The organism is Cupriavidus sp. GW822-FHT02D05 (assembly GCF_058802485.1).
The window spans coordinates 47,482-66,911 of record NZ_JBXAOE010000019.1 but is presented as its reverse complement, the minus strand read 5'-3'; the positions used below and the strand labels follow the sequence as shown (position 1 = coordinate 66,911).

General features: G+C 66.4%; 18 protein-coding genes. 7 read left to right on the top strand and 11 right to left on the bottom strand.

Going from position 1 to position 19,430, the window contains the following annotated elements:
* Positions 1 to 645 carry a PilN domain-containing protein gene (locus tag AC1RQK_RS24450; protein ID WP_492373452.1) on the bottom strand — a complete coding sequence of 215 codons (645 nt, stop codon included), beginning with the start codon at positions 643 to 645 and terminating at the stop codon, positions 1 to 3.
* An 18-nt stretch (positions 646 to 663) separates the two neighbouring features.
* Positions 664 to 1,734, bottom strand: a complete 1,071-nt coding sequence (gene pilM / locus AC1RQK_RS24445) for a type IV pilus assembly protein PilM (protein WP_492373451.1) — start codon at positions 1,732 to 1,734, stop codon at positions 664 to 666.
* Positions 1,735 to 2,105: 371 nt separating this feature from the next.
* Here pilM and AC1RQK_RS24440 point away from each other — a divergent pair, with 371 nt between their 5' ends.
* Complete coding sequence (locus tag AC1RQK_RS24440) at positions 2,106 to 4,478, top strand: penicillin-binding protein 1A (RefSeq protein WP_492373450.1); 2,373 nt, start codon at positions 2,106 to 2,108, stop codon at positions 4,476 to 4,478.
* A 77-nt stretch (positions 4,479 to 4,555) separates the two neighbouring features.
* On the opposite strand, the gene cyaY is transcribed toward AC1RQK_RS24440, so the two are convergent.
* On the bottom strand, positions 4,556 to 4,891 hold the full coding sequence (gene cyaY / locus AC1RQK_RS24435; RefSeq protein ID WP_043350301.1) for an iron donor protein CyaY: 336 nt from the start codon (positions 4,889 to 4,891) through the stop codon (positions 4,556 to 4,558).
* A 165-nt stretch (positions 4,892 to 5,056) separates the two neighbouring features.
* Between cyaY and lptM the strand changes: the two genes are divergently transcribed.
* From lptM to AC1RQK_RS24410, 5 genes are read left to right on the top strand one after another with little or no spacing between them, the layout of a single operon-like run.
* Positions 5,057 to 5,308, top strand: a complete 252-nt coding sequence (gene lptM / locus AC1RQK_RS24430; RefSeq protein ID WP_492373449.1) for an LPS translocon maturation chaperone LptM — start codon at positions 5,057 to 5,059, stop codon at positions 5,306 to 5,308.
* A gap of 2 nt (positions 5,309 to 5,310) precedes the next feature.
* Positions 5,311 to 6,579: a diaminopimelate decarboxylase gene (gene lysA / locus AC1RQK_RS24425; RefSeq protein ID WP_492373448.1), complete on the top strand. Its 1,269-nt coding sequence runs from the start codon at positions 5,311 to 5,313 to the stop codon at positions 6,577 to 6,579.
* A 36-nt stretch (positions 6,580 to 6,615) separates the two neighbouring features.
* A complete protein-coding gene (locus tag AC1RQK_RS24420) occupies positions 6,616 to 7,779 on the top strand; it encodes an ATP-grasp domain-containing protein (protein ID WP_492811589.1) in 1,164 nt (387 codons plus the stop codon).
* Positions 7,776 to 8,918, top strand: a complete 1,143-nt coding sequence (locus AC1RQK_RS24415; RefSeq protein WP_492373446.1) for a GNAT family protein — start codon at positions 7,776 to 7,778, stop codon at positions 8,916 to 8,918. Before AC1RQK_RS24420 ends, AC1RQK_RS24415 begins: the two co-directional genes overlap by 4 nt.
* Positions 8,915 to 9,970, top strand: coding sequence for a Rieske 2Fe-2S domain-containing protein (locus tag AC1RQK_RS24410; RefSeq protein ID WP_492811586.1), 1,056 nt, complete (start codon positions 8,915 to 8,917; stop codon positions 9,968 to 9,970). Before AC1RQK_RS24415 ends, AC1RQK_RS24410 begins: the two co-directional genes overlap by 4 nt.
* A gap of 3 nt (positions 9,971 to 9,973) precedes the next feature.
* Here the strand turns inward: AC1RQK_RS24410 and msrQ are convergent, their stop codons facing one another.
* The 8 genes from msrQ to AC1RQK_RS24370 all read right to left on the bottom strand — a co-directional run bounded on the left by msrQ (position 9,974) and on the right by AC1RQK_RS24370 (position 18,130).
* Positions 9,974 to 10,657 (bottom strand): protein-methionine-sulfoxide reductase heme-binding subunit MsrQ, encoded by a 684-nt coding sequence (msrQ, locus tag AC1RQK_RS24405; protein WP_492811584.1) that lies wholly within the window; start codon positions 10,655 to 10,657, stop codon positions 9,974 to 9,976.
* A 14-nt stretch (positions 10,658 to 10,671) separates the two neighbouring features.
* Positions 10,672 to 11,673: a protein-methionine-sulfoxide reductase catalytic subunit MsrP gene (msrP, locus tag AC1RQK_RS24400; protein WP_492373443.1), complete on the bottom strand. Its 1,002-nt coding sequence runs from the start codon at positions 11,671 to 11,673 to the stop codon at positions 10,672 to 10,674.
* Between the two features lie 220 nt (positions 11,674 to 11,893).
* Positions 11,894 to 12,718, bottom strand: a complete 825-nt coding sequence (locus AC1RQK_RS24395; protein ID WP_492387274.1) for an anti-sigma factor family protein — start codon at positions 12,716 to 12,718, stop codon at positions 11,894 to 11,896.
* A complete protein-coding gene (locus tag AC1RQK_RS24390) occupies positions 12,715 to 13,272 on the bottom strand; it encodes an RNA polymerase sigma factor (protein WP_253931130.1) in 558 nt (185 codons plus the stop codon). Before AC1RQK_RS24390 ends, AC1RQK_RS24395 begins: the two co-directional genes overlap by 4 nt.
* Positions 13,273 to 13,296: 24 nt before the next feature.
* Positions 13,297 to 13,749 (bottom strand): COG4315 family predicted lipoprotein, encoded by a 453-nt coding sequence (locus AC1RQK_RS24385; protein ID WP_492811582.1) that lies wholly within the window; start codon positions 13,747 to 13,749, stop codon positions 13,297 to 13,299.
* Positions 13,750 to 13,898: 149 nt separating this feature from the next.
* Complete coding sequence (gene ccsB / locus AC1RQK_RS24380; RefSeq protein WP_416050398.1) at positions 13,899 to 15,071, bottom strand: c-type cytochrome biogenesis protein CcsB; 1,173 nt, start codon at positions 15,069 to 15,071, stop codon at positions 13,899 to 13,901.
* 45 nt (positions 15,072 to 15,116) lie between these two features.
* The gene (locus AC1RQK_RS24375; RefSeq protein ID WP_492373441.1) at positions 15,117 to 17,312 is read right to left on the bottom strand and encodes a cytochrome c biogenesis protein ResB; all 2,196 of its coding nucleotides are present in this window, start codon (positions 17,310 to 17,312) and stop codon (positions 15,117 to 15,119) included.
* Between the two features lie 158 nt (positions 17,313 to 17,470).
* Positions 17,471 to 18,130 carry a c-type cytochrome gene (locus AC1RQK_RS24370; protein ID WP_492373440.1) on the bottom strand — a complete coding sequence of 220 codons (660 nt, stop codon included), beginning with the start codon at positions 18,128 to 18,130 and terminating at the stop codon, positions 17,471 to 17,473.
* A 570-nt stretch (positions 18,131 to 18,700) separates the two neighbouring features.
* Here AC1RQK_RS24370 and yihA point away from each other — a divergent pair.
* The gene (yihA, locus tag AC1RQK_RS24365; protein ID WP_492811580.1) at positions 18,701 to 19,429 is read left to right on the top strand and encodes a ribosome biogenesis GTP-binding protein YihA/YsxC; all 729 of its coding nucleotides are present in this window, start codon (positions 18,701 to 18,703) and stop codon (positions 19,427 to 19,429) included.
* Position 19,430 lies beyond the last annotated feature (1 nt).

Here is a 19,430-nt window from a genome sequence, read left to right as displayed (position 1 = left end):
TCAGCCCCCTCCGCCTGCTGGCGCACTCGCGCCGGCGAGGCCGGCCTTGCCCTTCTTGCCGTCCTCCGGCGCTTCCGGCGCACGGTAGGCGAAGCGCATGGAGAAATCGAACAGGCGCCGCTGCTCGCGCAGGTTGTTGGTCATCATCACGGCCTTGGATTCGCCCAGCTCGGCCTTGTCCAGCCACTGCACCTGGCTAAGGTTGCGCAGCAACTCCGACACACGCTCGTTCGACTGCGCGATGCCGGTCACGGTAAAAGCGTCGCCGGTCTGCTTGAGGGTGGTCAGGTACACGCCTTCGGGCACCTGGCGCACCAGTTCCTCCAGCAGCTGCACGGGACGGTTGCGCTCGTTCTGCAGGCCCTCGATGGCTTTCTGCCGCTGCAGCAGCCCTTCGATATCCTTGCGCAGCGTATTGACCTCGCGGATCTGCCCGTCCATGCGGTTGTTCTCTGCGAGGAGCACCTGGTTCAGGCTGGACACGGCATCGACCCGGTGATCGATGTACATGCCGCCCAGCAGCACCACCAGCGCGCCGGCGCCGGCCGCGCCGCCCAGCAGGGCGTAGACCTTCTTGCGCCGCGAGGCCCTGCGGGCCTCGTGGTAAGGCAGCAGATTGACTGTCGGGATCGAATTGATAGACATGCGGCTTCCCTCGCTGGCTTACTGCAGGCCGCGCAGCGCAAGCCCGGCGCTCACGATGTAGGCCGGCAGGTCGCGCTGCAGATAGCGCTCGTTGACCTTGACGGCTGTCATCATGTTGGCAAAGGGGTTGGCCAGCGTGGTGGTGATCTCGGTTTGCTGCTCGATCGCGGCTTGCACGCCGACCAGCGAAGCATGGCCGCCGGAGAGCAGGATCTCGTCGACCCGGCCGATGCTCGAAGCTGACAGGAAGTTGCGCACGGCGCCTTGCACCTCCACCGCCAGCGCCTCCAGGGAGGGCTTGAGCAACTGGGTGCGCCAGGCTTCGGGCAGCGTATTCTTGCGCTTCTTGATCTCGGCCTTGAGCGCGTCCAGCGTAAACATGCGCGCCGCGCTCTGGGTGAGCTGGTCGCCGTAGCTGTTGAGCGGCTGCTCGTAGAGCTCTTTCCAGCCTTGGTAGAAGATCGCCTTGGAGCGGCTGCCGCCAAGGTGGATCACGGCCACCACGGGCAGTTCCTTGGCGTCGGTGGCGCTGATGTCGGCGGACACGCCCAGCATCTGCACCACGGAGCGCTGCACCGCGTATTCCTCAACGTCCATCACAAGCGGCTTGAGTCCGGCCATTTCGGCAGCGGTCACGCGCTCCTGCACACGGTCGCTGTTTGCCGCGGTAACGCGCACGCCGATGCCGCCCTCGGTTTCGCTGGGGCCGATCACGGCAAAGTCGAAATTGACGGCCTGCGATGGCGGATAGAGGCGATGCGCCTCGGATTCCACCTGGACGTAAAGCTCGTCCTCGGACAGGTTGTCCGGCAGGCTGACGGTCTGCGATTCGGTCAGCATCGAAGGCACGCCGAGCACCACCTCCTTGGTGCGGATGCCGGCTTTGCCGAGGGCGCGCTTGAGAGCGATGCCAACGGCTTCGATATTGACCACGTTGCCATCGGCAACGGCATTACGGTCCAGCAGTTCGCTGGCACATTTTTCCAGCCGATAGTCGTTCTTGCCACTGCCCACGGACAGCTCGACTACCTTAACGCTGGACGACCCGATGTCAACGCCGACCGTCGTACGGCGCAACAACCCCGACAAGATACCTCGCCGCAAGGTGACCCCCTGACCGTTGAACTCGCCTTGGCTTGGTTGCTCTAATTTGGCGAGTCTGTATTGTTTCTTGGATGAAACGTTTTGCTCTTTTAGTTGGTGGATTCTCACCAAAAAACGGGGCGCTGGCAATGTGCCGGTTTGACCACGATTGCTTTTCATCAACACCCCTCACAAAGCGTTGCCAAAATCCCACGGTGCCCCTCGCCCTACCCACTTCGCCCATCTTTTCGTTTCATGCAGATCTCAATCTCATTACATCTTGTAACAGCGCGATAGCGGCTTGCGCGCCACAACGCGCCGGGAGCGGAGTATCCCGGGAGATATAATCCCGGCACCTCTAACTAGGTATTTCCCTTATGGCCACAGCACAACAGAAGCCGTCCCTACCTGCCCGACGTCCGATCTGGATGCGGCTAACCTTTTGGGCCCTGGGCCTGCTGGTGGCCGGGATCGTGGCGGTGGCACTGCTGGTGGGATACGCGCTGCTGGTGGCCGCGCCCAACCTGCCATCGCTCGACACCATCACGGATTACCGCCCGAAGATCCCATTGCGGATCTACACGGCCGACAACGTGCTCATTGGTGAATTCGGCGAGGAACGGCGCAATTTCGTGCCGATTACGGAAATACCGGACGTGATGAAGAAGGCCGTGCTGGCCATCGAGGACGATCGCTTCTACGAACACGGCGGCGTCGACTTCGTCGGCGTGCTGCGCGCTGGGCTGGCCAACCTGCGCGGCGGCCTGTCGCAGGGCGCCTCCACCATCACCATGCAGGTGGCGCGCAACTTCTTCCTCTCCAGCGAAAAGACGTACACCCGCAAGCTGTATGAAATGCTGCTGGCGTACAAGATCGAGGCCAACCTGTCCAAGGACCAGATCCTCGAGCTGTACATGAACCAGATCTACCTGGGGCAGCGCGCCTATGGCTTTGCCAGCGCGGCCCGGGTGTATTTCGGCAAGTCGATCAAGGACGTGACGCCGGCCGAGGCCGCCATGCTGGCCGGCCTGCCCAAAGCGCCGTCGGCCTACAACCCGGTGGTCAACCCCAAGCGCGCCAAGGTGCGCCAAGAGTACATCCTGCAGCGCATGCGCGACCTGCGCTACCTCACGCCCGAGCAATACGACCAGGCCATCCACGAGGAACTGAAGGTGCGCGGCGAGGGCAATGAGTTCTCCACCCACGCCGAGTACGTGGCCGAGATCGTGCGCCAGTTGATGTACGCGCAATACCGCGAGGAAACCTACACCCGCGGCCTGACCGTCTACACCACGCTGAACAAGCCCGACCAGGACGCCGCCTATGAGGCGGTGCGCTCTGGCATCATGAATTACGAGCGCCGCCACGGCTACCGCGGCCCCGAGGCCTTTATCGACCTGCCCGCCGGCGCGGACGAGCGCGAGCAGGCCATCGACGACGCACTGCTGGAGCACCCGGGCAGCGACGACCTGCGCTCGGCCGTGGTCACCAGCGTGACGGCCAAGCAGGTCACCGCCACGCTGCTGTCCGGCGAAGTCGCCACCATCGAAGGCCAGGCGCTGCGCTTCATCGCGCCGTCGCTGGCGGCCAATGCGCAACCCAAGGCCAAGATCCGGCCGGGCGCGATCATTCGCGTGACACAGGACGAGAAAGGCGCGTGGACGGTCACGCAGTTGCCGGAAGTATCCGCCGCATTTATCTCGCTCAATCCGGAAGACGGCGAGATCCGCTCGATGGTTGGCGGTTTCGATTTCAACCGCAACAAGTTCAACCACGTGACGCAGGCCTGGCGCCAGCCCGGCTCCAGCTTCAAGCCGTTCATCTACTCCGCGGCACTGGAAAAGGGATTCTCCCCTGCCACGGTGATCAATGACGCGCCGCTGTCGATCAGCGATAACGGTGGCCAGGTCTGGGAGCCGAAGAACTACGACGGCAAGTTCGAAGGCCCGATGACCATGCGCCGCGCGCTGGCCAAGTCCAAGAACCTGGTGTCGGTGCGCATCCTGCGCGCCATCGGCACCCAGTACGCCCAGGACTACATCACGCGCTTTGGCTTTGACGCCGACAAGCACCCGGCTTACCTGCCGATGGCGCTGGGCGCTGGCAGCGTCACGCCGCTGCAGATGGCTGGCGCCTACTCGGTCTTTGCCAACGGCGGCTACCGCGTCAATCCCTACCTGATTCAGAAGGTGGTCGATGCGCGCGGCAACGTGATCTCCGAAACCAAGCCCCAGCGCGCCGGCGCGGATGCGGTACGCGTGCTGGATGCCCGCACCGCCTTTATCGCCGACACCATGCTGCGTGAGGTAGTGCGCAGCGGCACGGCCAACAGCGCCAAGCAACGCCTGGGCCGCAACGACCTGGCCGGCAAGACCGGCACCACCAACGACGCCGTCGACGCCTGGTTCGCCGGCTACACGCCCAAGCTGGTGGCCATCGCCTGGATGGGCTACGACCAGCCCAAGAGCCTGGGTGTGCGTGAGACCGGCGGTGGCCTCGCGCTGCCGATCTGGGTGGGCTACATGGGCAAGATGCTCAAGGGCGTACCAGAGCTCCCCGAACGCCAGGCTCCGGAAGGCGTGGTCATGGTGGGCGGCGACTGGACCTTCGAGGAAAACGCGGGCGGCGCCGGCGTGGCTTCGGTTGGCCTGGGCGATCCGTGGCCTGGCAAGCCGGACGAAAGCACGCAATCGCCCGCCGACGTCGAGGCAGAGAAGAAGCGCATCCTGGAAATGTTCGGCGGCGGCTGAGGGGCCCCGCCGGGACAGCTTCCCGCCAATGAAAAAGCCGGCTTCGCGCCGGCTTTTTCGTGCCTGGGCGAGAGCGCTCAGGCCAGTTTCAGCGTCACCCCCGCCTGCTGGCTCACGTAGCCCGATAGCGCCGCATACAGCTCACCGCCGCCGCGCGTATCGACCCAGCGCTGGCCATCATGGCGAAAATGGAAACCGCCCGAGCGCGCGGCCACCCACAGTTCCTGCATGGGCGCCTGGCTGTTGACGATGATCTTGGAGCCGTCTTCGAATTCGAGCTCCATGAGATTGCCGGCACGGTTGATTTCGATGTCGGCGTCGGCCGCGTCGGCGGCGGTTTCCACCGCGCTTTCCAGCCGGTCCAGCTCTTGCTGGGCCAGCGCCAGGAACTCACTTTCACTCATGGGGGGCATGCTAAACTCCAAGACCGCCGGCCAGCGCCGCTATAGCGATGTAGCGCCGTAGCCGGCAGCGTATTGAAAAGTACTTCGTATTTCCGGTGGTCCCGCCGCGCTCCGCTTGAGGGACACTCCGGGACGATCGGGGACGACCCTGAACGACATTTTAAGGACGACCCGATGTTGCGTCGTGTTGCGATTGTATCGGCGTTTGCCGCCAGCCTTGCGATGCCCCTGCTGTCGGGATGTGGCATCCGCGGCCCGCTGACGATGCCCAAGCAGCCTCCCGCACCGGCGCAGCCGGGCGTACCGGATCCAGGCCTGGGCAACCCGGCCGTGCCGAATCCGGCGGCCCCCAAGGGCTCCGCCGCCACAGCGGCACCCGCCACGGCTCCGGACGCAGTGCCGGCCGCCACTCCCACCGCCAAATAACCATGACCGCCTTCTTCCATCGCCACGACGGCGCCCTGAGCGTCGAGCACGTGCCGCTCGCGCGTATTGCCGCCGAATACGGCACCCCTACCTACGTCTACTCGCGCGCCGCGCTGACCGCCGCCTACCAGGCCTACGCCGCTGCGTGCCAGGGGCGCCGCGCGCGCGTGCAGTACGCCATGAAGGCCAATTCGAACCTGGCGATCCTGCAGGTCTTTGCCAGGCTCGGCGCGGGCTTCGACATCGTGTCGGGCGGCGAGCTGCAGCGCGTGCTGGCGGTGGGCGCAGATCCGCGCAAGGTAGTGTTCTCGGGCGTGGGCAAGACCACCGCCGAGATGGAACTGGCGCTCCAGCACGATGTGCTGTCGTTCAACGTGGAGTCAATCCCCGAGCTGGACCGCCTCAATGCCGTGGCCGGCCGCCTGGGCAAGCGCGCGCGCGTGTCGCTGCGCATCAACCCGGATGTGGACGCCAAGACCCACCCGTATATCTCCACTGGCCTGAAGGGCAACAAGTTCGGCGTCGCCTTCGAGGACGTGCTGCCGACCTACCGCGCCGCCGCCGCGCTGCCGCACCTGGATATCGCGGGCATCGACTGCCATATCGGCTCGCAGATCACCGAGGTCGCCCCTTACCTGGAAGCACTGGACAAGGTGCTGGACGTGGTGGAAGCGCTGGAACGCGAAGGCATCAACCTTGAACACATCGACGTAGGTGGTGGGCTCGGCATCACTTACGACGACGAAACCCCGCCGGACATCACCGGCTTTGCCCGCACGCTGCTGGACCGCGTGGCCGAGCGCGGCCATGGCCATCGCGAGGTGCTGTTCGAGCCGGGCCGCTCGCTGGTGGGCAACGCCGGCGTGCTGCTGACCCAGGTCGAGTTCCTCAAGCCGGGCGCAGCCAAGAACTTCTGCATCGTCGACGCGGCCATGAACGACCTGGCCCGCCCTGCCATGTACGAGGCCTACCACCGCATCGAGCCCGTGCAGCTGCGCGAGGCTGCGCAGGCCACCGCCCTGACCTACGACGTGGTCGGCCCGGTGTGCGAATCCGGCGACTGGCTCGGCCGCGACCGCGCCCTGGCGGTGCAGCCGGGCGACCTGCTGGCCGTGATGTCGGCCGGTGCCTATGGCTTTGTCATGAGCTCCAACTACAATACCCGCCCGCGCGCGGCCGAAGTCATGGTCGACGGCGACGACGTGCACCTGGTGCGCGGCCGCGAGCACGTGGCCGACCTGTTCCGCGACGAACGCCTGCTGCAAGGCTAAGCTCCCGCCCTCTGCGCCACCACTCGCCCCCCCCCAATGGCCCCCAGCGTCCTGATCCTGGGCGGGCGCGCGCCCGTGGCGCTCGATCACGCGCGCCGCTTTGCCTGCCAGGGGTGGCGCTCGGTGGTGGCGGACAGCATCCCCTGCCATACGGCCGGCGCATCGCGCGCCGTCTGCGCCACCGTGCGGCTCGCGCCGCCGCGGACCGAGCCGGCCCGTTTTTTCGAGGACCTGCGCCAGGCCGTGCACCAGCATCGCATCGACCTGGTGGTGCCAACCTGCGAAGAAGTCTTCTTTCTCTCCCGCCACCGCGCCAAGCTGCCGGCAACACTCACCGTGGCCGTCGACGACTTCGACAAGCTGCGCGGCCTGCACAGCAAGTGGCAGTTCCTGGCGCTGGCGCGTGAGTGCGGATTTCGCGTCGCCGACAGCGCGCTGGTGGACTGCCTCGGCCAGGCACGCGCCTGGGCCGGCGCCACGCCGCTGGTGCTCAAACCCGAGTATTCCCGCTTCGGCGCACACCTGCGGCTGTACCCGCAAGGCGTACCCACCGCTGCGCCGCCGCTGCCCGCACACGGCCGCTGGGTGGCCCAGCACTTTGTGGCTGGGCCGGAAATCTGCTCCTACAGCATCGCGCATCAAGGCCGGCTGCTCGCGCACGCTGCCTACCGCCCCGCCCACCGGCTCAGCCAAAGCGCCAGCTTCTACTTTGCGCACCATGAATCCGCCGCTATCCAGCGTTGCGTCGAAACGCTGGTGGCCAGGATCGGCTTCACCGGGCAGATCGCCTTCGACTGGATCGAGGCCGATCCGGCCCACCCCACCGTGCTCGAATGCAACCCGCGCGCTACCAGCGGCCTGCATTTGTTCGGCCTGGACGACGCCGTGCCGGCGGCGCTGGCCGGGGACGCGGCCGTGCGTGACTGCATCACGCCATCGGCGCAGCGCCCGCGCATGATCACCGCGGTCATGGCGAGTGCCGGGCTCTACGACATGGCAAGGCGCGGCAGGCTGGGAGAATGGCGCCGGGCCTTTGCCGGCGCCGACGACGTGATCACCCGGCCCGGCGACCGCGCGCCGCTGCTGGGCGCCATGCGCGATCTTGCCGCCTACGGGCGGCTTGCCCTCAGCCGGCGCTGCAGCCTGCGGGCCGCCACCACGCGGGATATCGAATGGGATGGCGAGGAGCTCTCGCCTTGACAATGCTCTCGGGCGACAACGGCGCAGCATCGCGATTCAATCGCTGCGCGCAAAGCCTGTCGGCGCTGCATGCCCGGGTGCCCACCCCGCAACTCGTACGCAACCTGCAAAGCCAGGTCGGCCTGCTCCGTGCCGGCGATTGGGCCATGCCGGTCACGGTTGACAGTGGCAAAGCCGATGCCACCGCGGCCTGGGTCTGCTCTCCGCTGACCACATATTGCCGCTACGCGGGCGAGGAAATCGACCGCCATCTGCACGGCGCGCTGGCGTTGCCGCTGCGCCTGCTGTGCCGCGGCTACGGTCGCTGGCTGGGCGCTGCCGGCGTCGACCGCGCGGTGGCCATCAACAATTGGCTGCTGTCGACCAACCTGTATCCCGCGCTGGACACCAGCGCGCTGCAACACACCATCGCCCAGGCCCGCGCCCGCTGGCCGCGCCACGCGCTGTGGTTTCGCTCGCTCAATACGCGCCAGCACCCCGACTGGCTGGCGGCACTGGCGGCCGAGGGTTTCAGCCTGGTACCGAGCCGCCAGGTGTGGTGCTTCGAGGCCGCGGACCTGGCCAAGGGACGCCATGCCAACCTCAAGCGCGACCTGCGCGAGATGCAGCGCTCCGAGCTGGCACGAGCCGGCAACGAAAGCATCGGGGCAGCCGCCGGCCGGGAGGATGACTACGAGCGGATCGCCGCCCTCTACGGGCTGCTGTACCTCGACAAATACTCCCGCCTCAACCCGCACTACACCGCCGCCTTCATGCGCCACTGGCATGAGGCGGGGCTGCTGGAGTTGCATGGCTGGCGCGACAGGCAAGGGCAACTGCAGGCCGTGGTGGGCCTGTTCGTGCAGGGCGGCATCATCACCGCGCCGGTGGTCGGCTACAACACGGCCCTGCCGGCCCCGCTGGGGCTGTACCGGCTGCTGATGGCAACGGTGTTCGCGCGCGCCATCGAGACCGGCTGTGGCATCAACCTGAGCGCTGGCGCGGGCCACTTCAAGCGCCTGCGCGGCGGCCAGGCGGCAATCGAATACAGCGCGGTGTATGCGGCGCACCTGGCGCTGCCGCTGCGCGCCGGCATCGGGCTGCTGCGCTCGCTGGCCACGCACGTCGGGGTGCCTGTCATGCAACGGTTCCAGCTATGACGTTATCCACACCCTGGCCAGAATCCGTCTTCTCGCAATGGTTCGCCGTGGCGCGCAGCAGTGCGCTGCATACCCGCCCGCTGGCGGTCACGGTGCTGGATCGCCCACTGATGCTGGCACGCCTGCCCTCCGGCGAGATCCTGGCCTGCGAGGACCGCTGCCCGCACCGGCAAGCGCCGCTGTCGCATGGGCGCATCGGCCCGCTTGGCGTGAGCTGCCCGTACCACGGCTGGACCTTCGGCGCGGACGGGCGCTGCAGCGCGGTGCCCGGATTGGCGCCCGAAGCCTGCCTGCCGCAGGTTGGCGTGCGTCGCCTGCCGGTCCTGGAGCATGACGGGCTGGTCTGGCTGCGGCCGGGCCCGGAGATGCCCGCGGCCGACAGCCAAGCCGCGCAGGACTCGCGCTCACTGCCGGCGCCGGTCGCCACCCTGCCCGCCGGCTCCCGGCGCTTCCTGTGGCAAAGCCGCTGGCAAGCCCATGTGCTGGACGCGATCGAGAACTTCCTGGATCCGTTGCACACGCACACGGTGCATCCTGGGCTGGTGCGCAAGGATGGCGAACGCGCGCCGGTGCGGGCCCGCTTGTCGAATACGCCACGGGGGTTCACGGTCGACTACCTCGACCAGCCGATGCAGTCCGGGCTGCTGTATCGCTTGTTCGAGTCGCCACGGACCGGCGAGAGCGCGCATTTCAGCGGCGCGGGCACGGCCCAGATCGACTATCGCTACGCCAACGGCAGCCGGCTCTGGATCACGCTGAATTTCACACCGGAAAGCACGACGCAAACCCACGTATTTGCCACCCTGCACGTGGCCGGGCGATGGGCGCCGGCATGGGCGGTGCGGTTGCTGGCATGGCCCCTCTTGAGGCGCGTGGCGTGTCAGGACCAAGCAATGCTGGCGCTGCAATCCGACAACCTGCGGCGCTTTCCGGGGCGGCGCCACTGCTCGACGGAGCTGGACCTGGTCCGGGGCCATCTTGAATCCCTATGGCTCCCCCAAGCTGGGCAGCCGCCCCGCCCTGCCGAGCGCGAAATCACGCTCTACCTTTGAGCTCTACCGCTGTGCGTTGAGGCCCGTTGCGGGCTTGCGCCACCACCACCAGACCCGCATCGCCAACAAGCCGAACACCACGGCGGCATAGATCGATACCGTGCCAAAGTCGTGCTTGCCTGCCTTATGCCACCAGTAGTGCAGGATCGCCAGCACGGCGATGGCGTACACCGCCCGGTGCAGCCCTTGCCAGCGCTTGCCACCCAGCCACTTGACCATGGCATTGGCCGAGGTGGCCGCCAGCGGCACCATCAGCACGAAGGCGGCAAACCCCACCGTGATGAAGGGGCGCTTGGCGATGTCCTTGATCATGTAGGCCACATCGAAGCCCCGGTCCACGGCAAGCCACAACAGGAAATGCTGCAGCGCGTAGAAGAAGGCAAAGAGCCCGAGCATGCGGCGCAGCCGGATCAGCCAGTTCCAACCCGTGAGCCGGCGCAGCGGCGTCACCGCCAGCGTGACGCACAGCATGACCAGCGTCCAGGTGCCGGTCGAGCGCGTGACGAACTCCAGCGGATTGGCGCCGAACTGATCGGCAAAGCCGAGATAAAGCAGCCGCAAGAAAGGCAGCACGGCAAGCAGCCACACCGCCACCTTCACCGTGCGCACGCGTTCCGGCGCAAGCATCGCGAGCCCGCGCTGCCCGGCCGCCCGCGACGGGCGCACTGCCAGGCGCGATGGGGACATATCCGGTGGCGCCATCAGAAGAACTTCCGCAGGTCCATGCCCTGGTACAGCGATGCCACCTGCTGCGCGTAGCCGTTGAATGGCAGCGTCTTGCGCTTGGGCGCGAACAGCGCGCCAAAGCCGCTGCCTTTGTCCTCGCCGATGCGGCGCTCCGTGGCCTGACTCCAGCGCGGGTGATCCACGTCCGGGTTCACGTTGGAGTAAAAACCGTACTCCTGCGCCGCGGCCAGGTTCCAGCTAGTGGCGGGCTGCTTGTCGACGAAGCGGATCTTGACGATGGACTTGGCACTCTTGAAGCCGTACTTCCAAGGCACCACCACACGCACGGGCGCGCCGTTCTGGTTGGGCAGCACCTCTCCGTACAGGCCAAAGGCCAGCAAGGTCAGCGGGTGCATCGCCTCATCCATGCGCAGGCCTTCGGTGTAGGGCCAGTCCAGCACGCGAGCGCTGACGCCCGGCATCTGCTTCTTGTCGTTGAGCGTGACGAACTCCACGTACTTCGCGCCCGGCTGCGGCTCGACGCGGCGGACCAGCTCGGCCAGCGCGTAGCCGCTCCACGGAATCACCATCGACCAGCCCTCGACGCAGCGCAGCCGGTAGACCCGCTCTTCCATCGGCATCAGGCGCACGAGTTCGTCGATGTCGTAGACCTTGGGCTTCTTCACCAGGCCTTCGACCGCGACCTGCCACGGCCGGGTCCGCAGCGTGCCGGCATTGTGCGCCGGGTCCGCTTTGTCGGTACCGAATTCGTAGTAGTTGTTGTACGTGGTGACATCCTCGTAAGGCGTGCGCTTCTCGGGCACCACGTAGGCATTGTTGGGCGTGGCCGGCAGCCTCTGCCCGCGCGGCGCCTGGGCATGCGCATCACGTGCGAACCATGGCGCCAGCGTGCTCCCCGTTGCGCCCGCGGCAGCCAGCGCCAGCAGGCGGCGCCGCGCGTCGAAAACACCGCGGGGCGTGATCTCGCTGGCGGCAATGTCGTCGCCGCGTAGCCATTTCGGAGAGGGGATCAGCATCGTTGTTCCTCGTTGCGTGCCATATGCAAAATGCGGTTCACCGTTCGTGCCTGGCCCGGGCGGGGCCCGCCTGCACGATTGGACTTGCGCTTGAGTCGGTTGGAGCGAGGGAATCCTGACATCTTTCTTTAAGGCCCGTCGTCGTCGCCTCGCCCGGCCTTCGTATGCATTGTGGCCGGCAAACGGATGCAGGGTGCCCCGCGCAATGCATGTGTGAGGCTCAACCGCCCTGATACTGCCGGTAAACAGCCTCCGCCAGTGCCAGCAAGGGTGCACGTTCCAGCGGCCCGGCCAGCGCGAAGCCAAGATCCCGGTCTACCCAGTAAAAGGCCATGGTACGCGCCGCAGCGGCGGGACGCTCGCTTGGCCCCGGGCCCATGCGCTCCAGCCGGAAGCCCGTATCGGGCGTGTCGCGCGCCATGTGCCGCAGTTGCAGCGACAGCCGGGTGCCGTCGTCGGCCTCGTACATCAGGATGGCCGACGGGCCGCCCTCGGCCACCCCGAGACGGCCCCCGATCAGGTGGAATCCCTGGGCGCGCAGGTCCGGCACCCGCAGCGGTGCCCCCAGGCGCTTGGACAGCCAGGCAACAAGATGGGCTTCATCGGTGGCCGCCACCTCGACCGGATGGCGCACCTCCGGCGCATAGACGACATGGCTGGCCAGCGCTTCGCGCGCGAAGCGCTCCACCGACGGCGCCCCGGCCGCCAGCGTGTCCGCGCGATCGTGCGCAATCCACCCGATTGCGCCGCCTACCGCCAGCGAGGCAAGGCTGCCGGCCAGCGCCATGCTCCAGCCACTGGGTCGCCGCGCCGCATCGCGGCGACTGCCGCGCAGCCTTGATGGAAGTGCCGCCAGCGGCACGGATTCATTGAGCACGCCGTCGAATGCCGCGTGCAATTCTTCCGTCTGCCGCCGCCAGCCTCCCACGCGCTCCCCGGCCTCGGGATGGGCGGCCAGGTACGCCTCCACCTCGGCGCGTCGGGCGGGATCGAGCTGGCCATCGGCATAGGCGTGGAGATCGGCTTCGTTGACTGGGGACATCATTTGACTCGCTGCAGTCCGGCCGCGCGGCCGGCGGCCTGCGGGTTCGCCTCGGCCGCCTTGGCTGGCGCGCCGTCCATCAGCATGCGCATCTGCTCCCGAGCCCGCGACAGCCGCGACATCACGGTGCCCACCGGCACCGCCAGCACCTGCGCCGCCTCGGCGTAGCTAAGCTGCTCCAGGCCGACCAGCAGCATCACCGCGCGCTGCGCCTCGGGCAAGCGGGCCAGCGCCCGCGCCAAGTCCAGCCGCAGGCCGGGCTCAGGCGCAGCACTGGGTACGTCGGGCAGCGTATCGGTATAAGTCACCAGGTCGGCGCGACGGTACGCGTTCACACGCAGCCGGTGCATCATGGTCAGCAGCCAAGACAGCAGTCCATCCGCGCCATCGCCCCACCAGGCGCCCGCGCGCAGGCGAAAGCGCCAGCGGTAGCGCAGCGCGCGCTCGAGCGTGTCCTGCACCAGGTCGTCGGCGGACGCCGCGTCACCGGTCAGGCCCCGGGCGTGGCGCCGCAAGCGCGGCGCCAGCGCCACCAGTTGGCGGTCGAAGCCGTCCATGCCGTCAGGCCGCCCTCACCCGTATCAAGGCGTTGCCGCGTGCCAGGCGTTGTTGAAGTTGTCGCCCGCGCGGTCGCCCGGCTTGGCATCCTTGGAGAAACGGTAGAGCGGCTTACCGCGATAGGCCCATTGCTTGCCGCCATCGTCGCGCGTGATCACGCTGTAGTCGCCCGTGGCGCTGGTGCCGGGCGCGGCCATCAGGGGTGGCCAGTTGGTGGCGCAGCCGCCATTGCAAGCGCTCTTGCCGGCCGTGTCACGATCGAACGTGTAGAGCGTCAGGCCCTGGGGATCGGTCAACGTGCCACCGGCAACTTTCACCGTGGGCGGCATATTGCCGGCGCTGCCACCCATGCCACCCATGCTGCCCATGCCCGAACAGGCGGACAGCAGGACCGCGGCGGAAGCGAGCGCGAGCACGGCGGGACGGGACAACGATGCGAGGGAAGCGACTACTGCGTTGGGACGGGAAAGGGCCATGATGTCGATCTCCATGCGATGCGGCACCGCCAGCCGGCGCCGTCCCTTCAGTAAACACCGGATGTGACGGCTTTATTCCATTCGGGCGAAAAAAAACCTGCCGCATCGGGGCGATGGGCAGGTTTTCTCGTTGCGGCGCAATACCCAGATCAGAGTTCGCCGTAGCTATGCAAGCCGGAAAGGAACATGTTGACGCCCAGGAAGGCGAAGGTCGTGACCAGCAAACCCACCAGCGCCCACCAGGCCGCCATGGTGCCGCGCAGGCCCTTCATCAGCCGCATATGCAGCCAGGCCGCGTAGTTCAACCAGACGATCAACGCCCAGGTTTCCTTGGGGTCCCAGCTCCAGTAGCCGCCCCAGGCCTCCGCCGCCCACAGCGCGCCCAGGATGGTGGCGATGGTGAAGAAGGCAAAGCCCACCGCGATCGACTTGTACATCACATCGTCGAGCACTTCGAGCGAGGGCAGACGCTCGGCGAGAATGCCGTGCTGCTTGAGCAGGTAGGCCACCGACACCATGGCGGCCAGGGCGAAGGTGCCGTAGCCGATGAAATTGGCCGGCACGTGGATCTTCATCCACCAGCTCTGCAGCGCTGGCACCAGCGGCTGGATTTCGCTCGCGTCGCGGCTGACCGTATACCACAGCAGGAAACCCACCGCCGCCGATACCACCAGCATCACGAACGGCCCCAGCGCACGGGTCTTGTAACGGCCTTCGTAATACAGGTGGAACAACGAGGTGATCAGCGTGAACAGCACGAACACTTCGTACAGATTGGAGATGGGGATGTGGCCGATGTCGGCGCCGATCAGGTAGGACTCGTACCAGCGCACCAGCATGCCGGTAAAGCCCAGCACCACCGCTGCCCAGACCATCTTGCTGCCGATCTGCAGCCCGGTCTCCGAGCGCGCCAGCAAGCCGCCCCAATAGAACAGGGTGGACAGGAACACCAGGGCGCTCATCCACAAGATGGCGGACTGGCTCGACAGGAAGTACTTGAGGAAGAAGGCCTGCTCGGCGCGCGGCAACTGGCCCTGGTAGAGCTGGATCGCGAACAGCGACAACACGGTCAGCGTCACCATCAGCAGCCGCACCGGCTTCCAGTGCCATCCCAGCAGCGCGAAGGTAGGCACCGCGGCGATCAGCACGCCCTTGTCGTAGACATTCATCCACTCGCCGTAGCGCGCCAGCGCGAAGCCCGCGCCCACTGCCAGCATCAAGGCAAAGAGCCAGTCGACCCAGCCCAGCCGGCGCAGGAACGACGGCTCCAGGTAGGCCTGCTCGGCGTCACTCGCGGCAACGCCCGCCGGACTCTCGTGCATGCCCGGCCGGGCCCGATTCACATTCGAAGACATAGTGGTTCCTGCTTAATTGCGGGCGCCGGCCGTGTCGATGCTGCCGGCGGCACGGCCTACATCGTCGCGCAGCGCGACAAACTCTTTCTCGAAATCCAGTGTACGGCGCTGCGTGGACATGGCCATCAGCACATGGCTGGCGGCGCCCTGCCCGCCGGCGGTTCCCGCGGGGTCCGCGGGATCCGCGGGATCCTTCACCCAGAGCCAGACGCGGCGCTCGCGGATGTAGAACATCGAGAACACGCCCAGCACCAACAGCAGACAGCCAAGATACACGATGTTCTTCCCTGGTGCACGGGTCATCTGGAACACGCTGGCCTTCACTTCCGTGAAGTCGTCGAGCTGCAGGAAAACCGGCGCGGTGTAGAAGAAACTGTCGGACAGCGCATTGATGGCTTGCTGCATGAAAGCGCCGCTCTGGGCACTATTTGGCACCACCGGCAGCTTGTCTTGCGCGCGCGCCAACTGCCAGAGTTCCCACATCGAGCCATTGAGGATCTTCAGCAGCACATCCGCGGCTTTCTGCTGCTCGGCCGGCGGCACGGACTTTTCCAGAAAGGCGGCAATCGCGGTGAAGCCGCCCGGCGGGGCTTGCGGGTTGCTGCGCGAGGCACCTGCAAACAGGTCGAGCGCACGCAGGGCGCTCTCGGCCAGCTGGCCGCGCAAAACTTCGCGGCCATCGCCCGGCATCGAGGCAAGTGCGAAGCGGCGCGCGGCTTCGCTGCGCATCGCGCGGTCCTGGAGCGCGGCACGCAGGCGCATCCAGTCCGCCACGCTGTTTTGCTCGTCAGCCGGGATGCGCAGGTAGCGGAACGGCTCGCTAGGCGTATCCCGCATGCCGGCAAGGAAGACCGACTGGCCGTCGAGTTGCACCGGCACCATGTAGTTGTTGAATTCGCGGGCCTGGCCGTTGCGGTCGCGCAACTTGTACTGCACCGAAGGGCCAACGTTGCGCAACTCCTTCGCACGGTCAGGATTGACCGCCGAGCCCAGGTGAGACTCGAGCTTCTCGTTGAGCGACTTGCGCGCAACGCCACGCGCGTCCGGCTTGCCCGATGCATCGGTGACGTTCTCGATATTCATCAGGCGGAAATCGCTAAACTCGACCGTCAACCCCTCGGCGTCGGCCGCGTTGCCCGTGCCGGTCAGTGGCGCGTTGGCGCCCACGGTGCCGGCAAAGGCAAAGGTCTTGTCGCCAATACCCTGCATCGGGTAGCCAACGAACTTCAGCTTGGAGCCACCATCCTCGAAGCTGGACTGGTAGATGGCCACGCCATCCACCACCAGCGGCTCGTTGACCTTGATGGTGGCCTCGGTCTTGCGGCCGGTGGCGCGGTCCGTGATGACCACGTCGGAGGCGAACAGCTTGGGCATGCCGGTCGAGTAATGTTCGACGGTGAACTTCTTCAGCGTGATATTGAACGGCAGGTCCTGCACCAGCGCGCCGTCCGAGATATTCAGGATAGCGGTGGACACCGTCGAGCCTTCCGGCACGAAGGCGTTGCCGCGAAAGCCCGGATTGTTGACCGACAAACGGTGCTCAGGCGGGATGTCGTTGATCACTGCGTTGCCGCTGATCGGGCTCTTGCCGCCAAACCACATCTGCGCGCGGATCAGCATGTCGCCATCGAGCAGGCCGCCGACGCAGATCACCACGATAGCGGTGTGCGCGAGGATGTAGCCGAGCTTGTTGGCCGCGCCCGCCTTGGCGGCCAGCAAGGTGGCGCCTTCATGCGCAACGCTCTTGATGCGGTAGCCGCGATTGGCCAGCAGCGCGGTGAGGCGCGTCACCGCATCGGCGCGGGGGCGGCCCGAATCGAACTCGGCATGATGGTGGAAGGACCGCAGGCTGCGCTCACGCACGTGGTCCTTCCACGAGCGCATATCCTTGATCATCTTGGGCGCGTTGCGGGTCAGGCACAGCGAGGTGGAAATCACCAGGAAGGTCAGGATCAGCAGGAACCACCAGGAGCTGTAAACCTTTTGCAACGACAGCGCGTGGAACAGGTCAGCCCAGAAAGGACCGAACTGGTTCACGTAGTTGGGATAGGGCTCGTTCTGCTTGAGGACGGTGCCGACCACACTGGCAATCGCAATCACCGTCAGCAGCGCGATAGCGAAACGCATCGAGGACAGCAGCTCAACCGCGTCGCGTAGCAGGCGGTGAGAAGTCTTCAGGTGCAGTCCTGACGTGGAAGCGGTGGACATGTGCAGTGGGGCCCTCGGCCTTGAAATGAAAAAGGGTGGACTTGCTCGCGCAGGCCACCCTCTTCGATTGTTGCCGGGCTGCTTGGTTGCACCTGGGCGTGGTGCCTCGCGAGTGACGAGGCCCGCTGCAGTGCTCCGGCTACCCGGCGCGGAACGACTTAGCGAATCCCTGCGACGTAATCGGCCACAGCCTTGATCTCGGCGTCCGACATCTTGGCGGCGATGGTGGTCATCACGGGATTGTTCTTGCGGGTGCCCTGGCGGAACGCAACCAGTTGCGCTTCAGTGTACTCGGACCATTGGCCGCCGATGCGCGGGTACTGGGCCGGAATGCCGGCGCCGGTGGGGCCGTGGCAAGCCGCGCAGGCCGGCACGCCCTTGGCCGCGATGCCACCGCGGTAGATCTTCTGGCCGGCTTCGATGGTGTCCTTGTTCTTGGCGGTGGCAGGCTTCTGGGTCTGCTTGGCCAGGTAGGCGCCGACGTCCTTCATTTCCTGCTCGGACAAGGCGGCCGCGTACGGCGACATGATGGCGTTGTTGCGAGCCTTGGCTTTGAAGTCGTCGAGCTGCTTGTGCACGTATTCCGGATGCTGGGCGGCCAGCTTCGGGTTGGCGGCGCCGCCGCTGTTGCCGTTGGCGCCATGGCAGCTCAGGCAAGCCGGGACATTGCGATCAGGAGCACCTTGCGTGTAGAGGGTTTCGCCCTTGGCCGGATCAGCCTTTGCGGCGGCCTGCTCTGCGGCAGATGCCAGACCGGTCATGGCAGTTGCCGGCAGAGCCAGCGCCACAACAGCCAGAAGTTTCGCAATGCGGTTCATTCGCACACCTTGTCTGAATTGTTTTGAATTCCATGGGGCACGCCGTTCAGCACACTGCCCGCGGTGAGGACGCGATGGACAGGCACTTTGACATCGGAAATTCATCACGACGGACCGCCGGCTCGCCTGAAGCCAGAAAACGCCCAGGCGAAAGCCGGATGGCACCGCCCCCATGCGAACGAGAGCGGCAGACCGTGCGAATATCCCGGTAGCAGGCCCAGACCCCCGGTTGGCCCTCTTGCGCTGGCGCCAGGCTTCGGCGCCATAACAGGGACTAGACCAACAGGCTTGCTACCACGATGGAACGGACACGCAAGACTTCCCTGCCAGATAAATGCGCGACCAAGGATGCCGCGCGTCACCTAATCGAGAGGCCGTTAACCGCGTTATTGTACAATAAATCGTGTGCCGGATAGAGGATGTGCGCGCCGCGACGCGGCCAGACGCCAGCCCCGGCCATCCAGGCGGCCGCATGTGCCGCCCACCTCACTCACATCGGCGCGGTGACGCCGGCGAACCCGCCTGAATCCAGGCGGCAGCCCGCCCCCACCCGCCCCATCGCCCAAGCGCATGTCCCTCCTACATCAGGCCCGCTTTTTCGTTACCGTCAATCATCTGCGCGACCTGCCTGCCACGGCTGTGCCGGAAGTGGCGTTCGCCGGCCGCTCCAACGCCGGCAAATCCACCGCCATCAACATCTTGTGCAACCAGAAGCGGCTGGCTTTTTCGTCGCGCACGCCAGGCCGCACCCAGCACATCAACTTCTTCGGCGTGGCCCCGGTCAAGGCGCCGGACCCGCTCGCCTTCCTCGTCGACTTGCCGGGCTACGGCTATGCGCAGGTCTCGGGGTCGGCCAAGTTCCATTGGCAAGCGTTGCTAAGCGACTACGTGCAGACCCGCTCGCAACTGTCCGGCCTGGTGCTGATGATGGACGCGCGCCGCCCCTTTACCGACCTGGATTGCCAGATGGTCGAGTGGTTCCTGCCCACGGGCCGGCCCATTCACGTGTTGCTGACCAAGGCTGACAAGCTGACCAACAGCGAGAACGCCCTGGCCCTGCGCGAAACCCGCAAGGTGCTGGCCGGCTACGCGGAACAGCTCGACACGCCCGTCCCCCTGACCGCGCAGCTGTTCTCCAGCCTGAAGCGCCGCGGCATCGAGGAAGCCCAGCGCGTGGTGGCGGGCTGGCTGTCCCTGCCCGAGGCCCTGCCCCCGGTGGCCACGGACAGCAAGGCCGCGGCAACGCCGCAAGCCGAACCGGATGCTGGCGATATCCCCCCCGAAGCGCCCGCGAACTGAT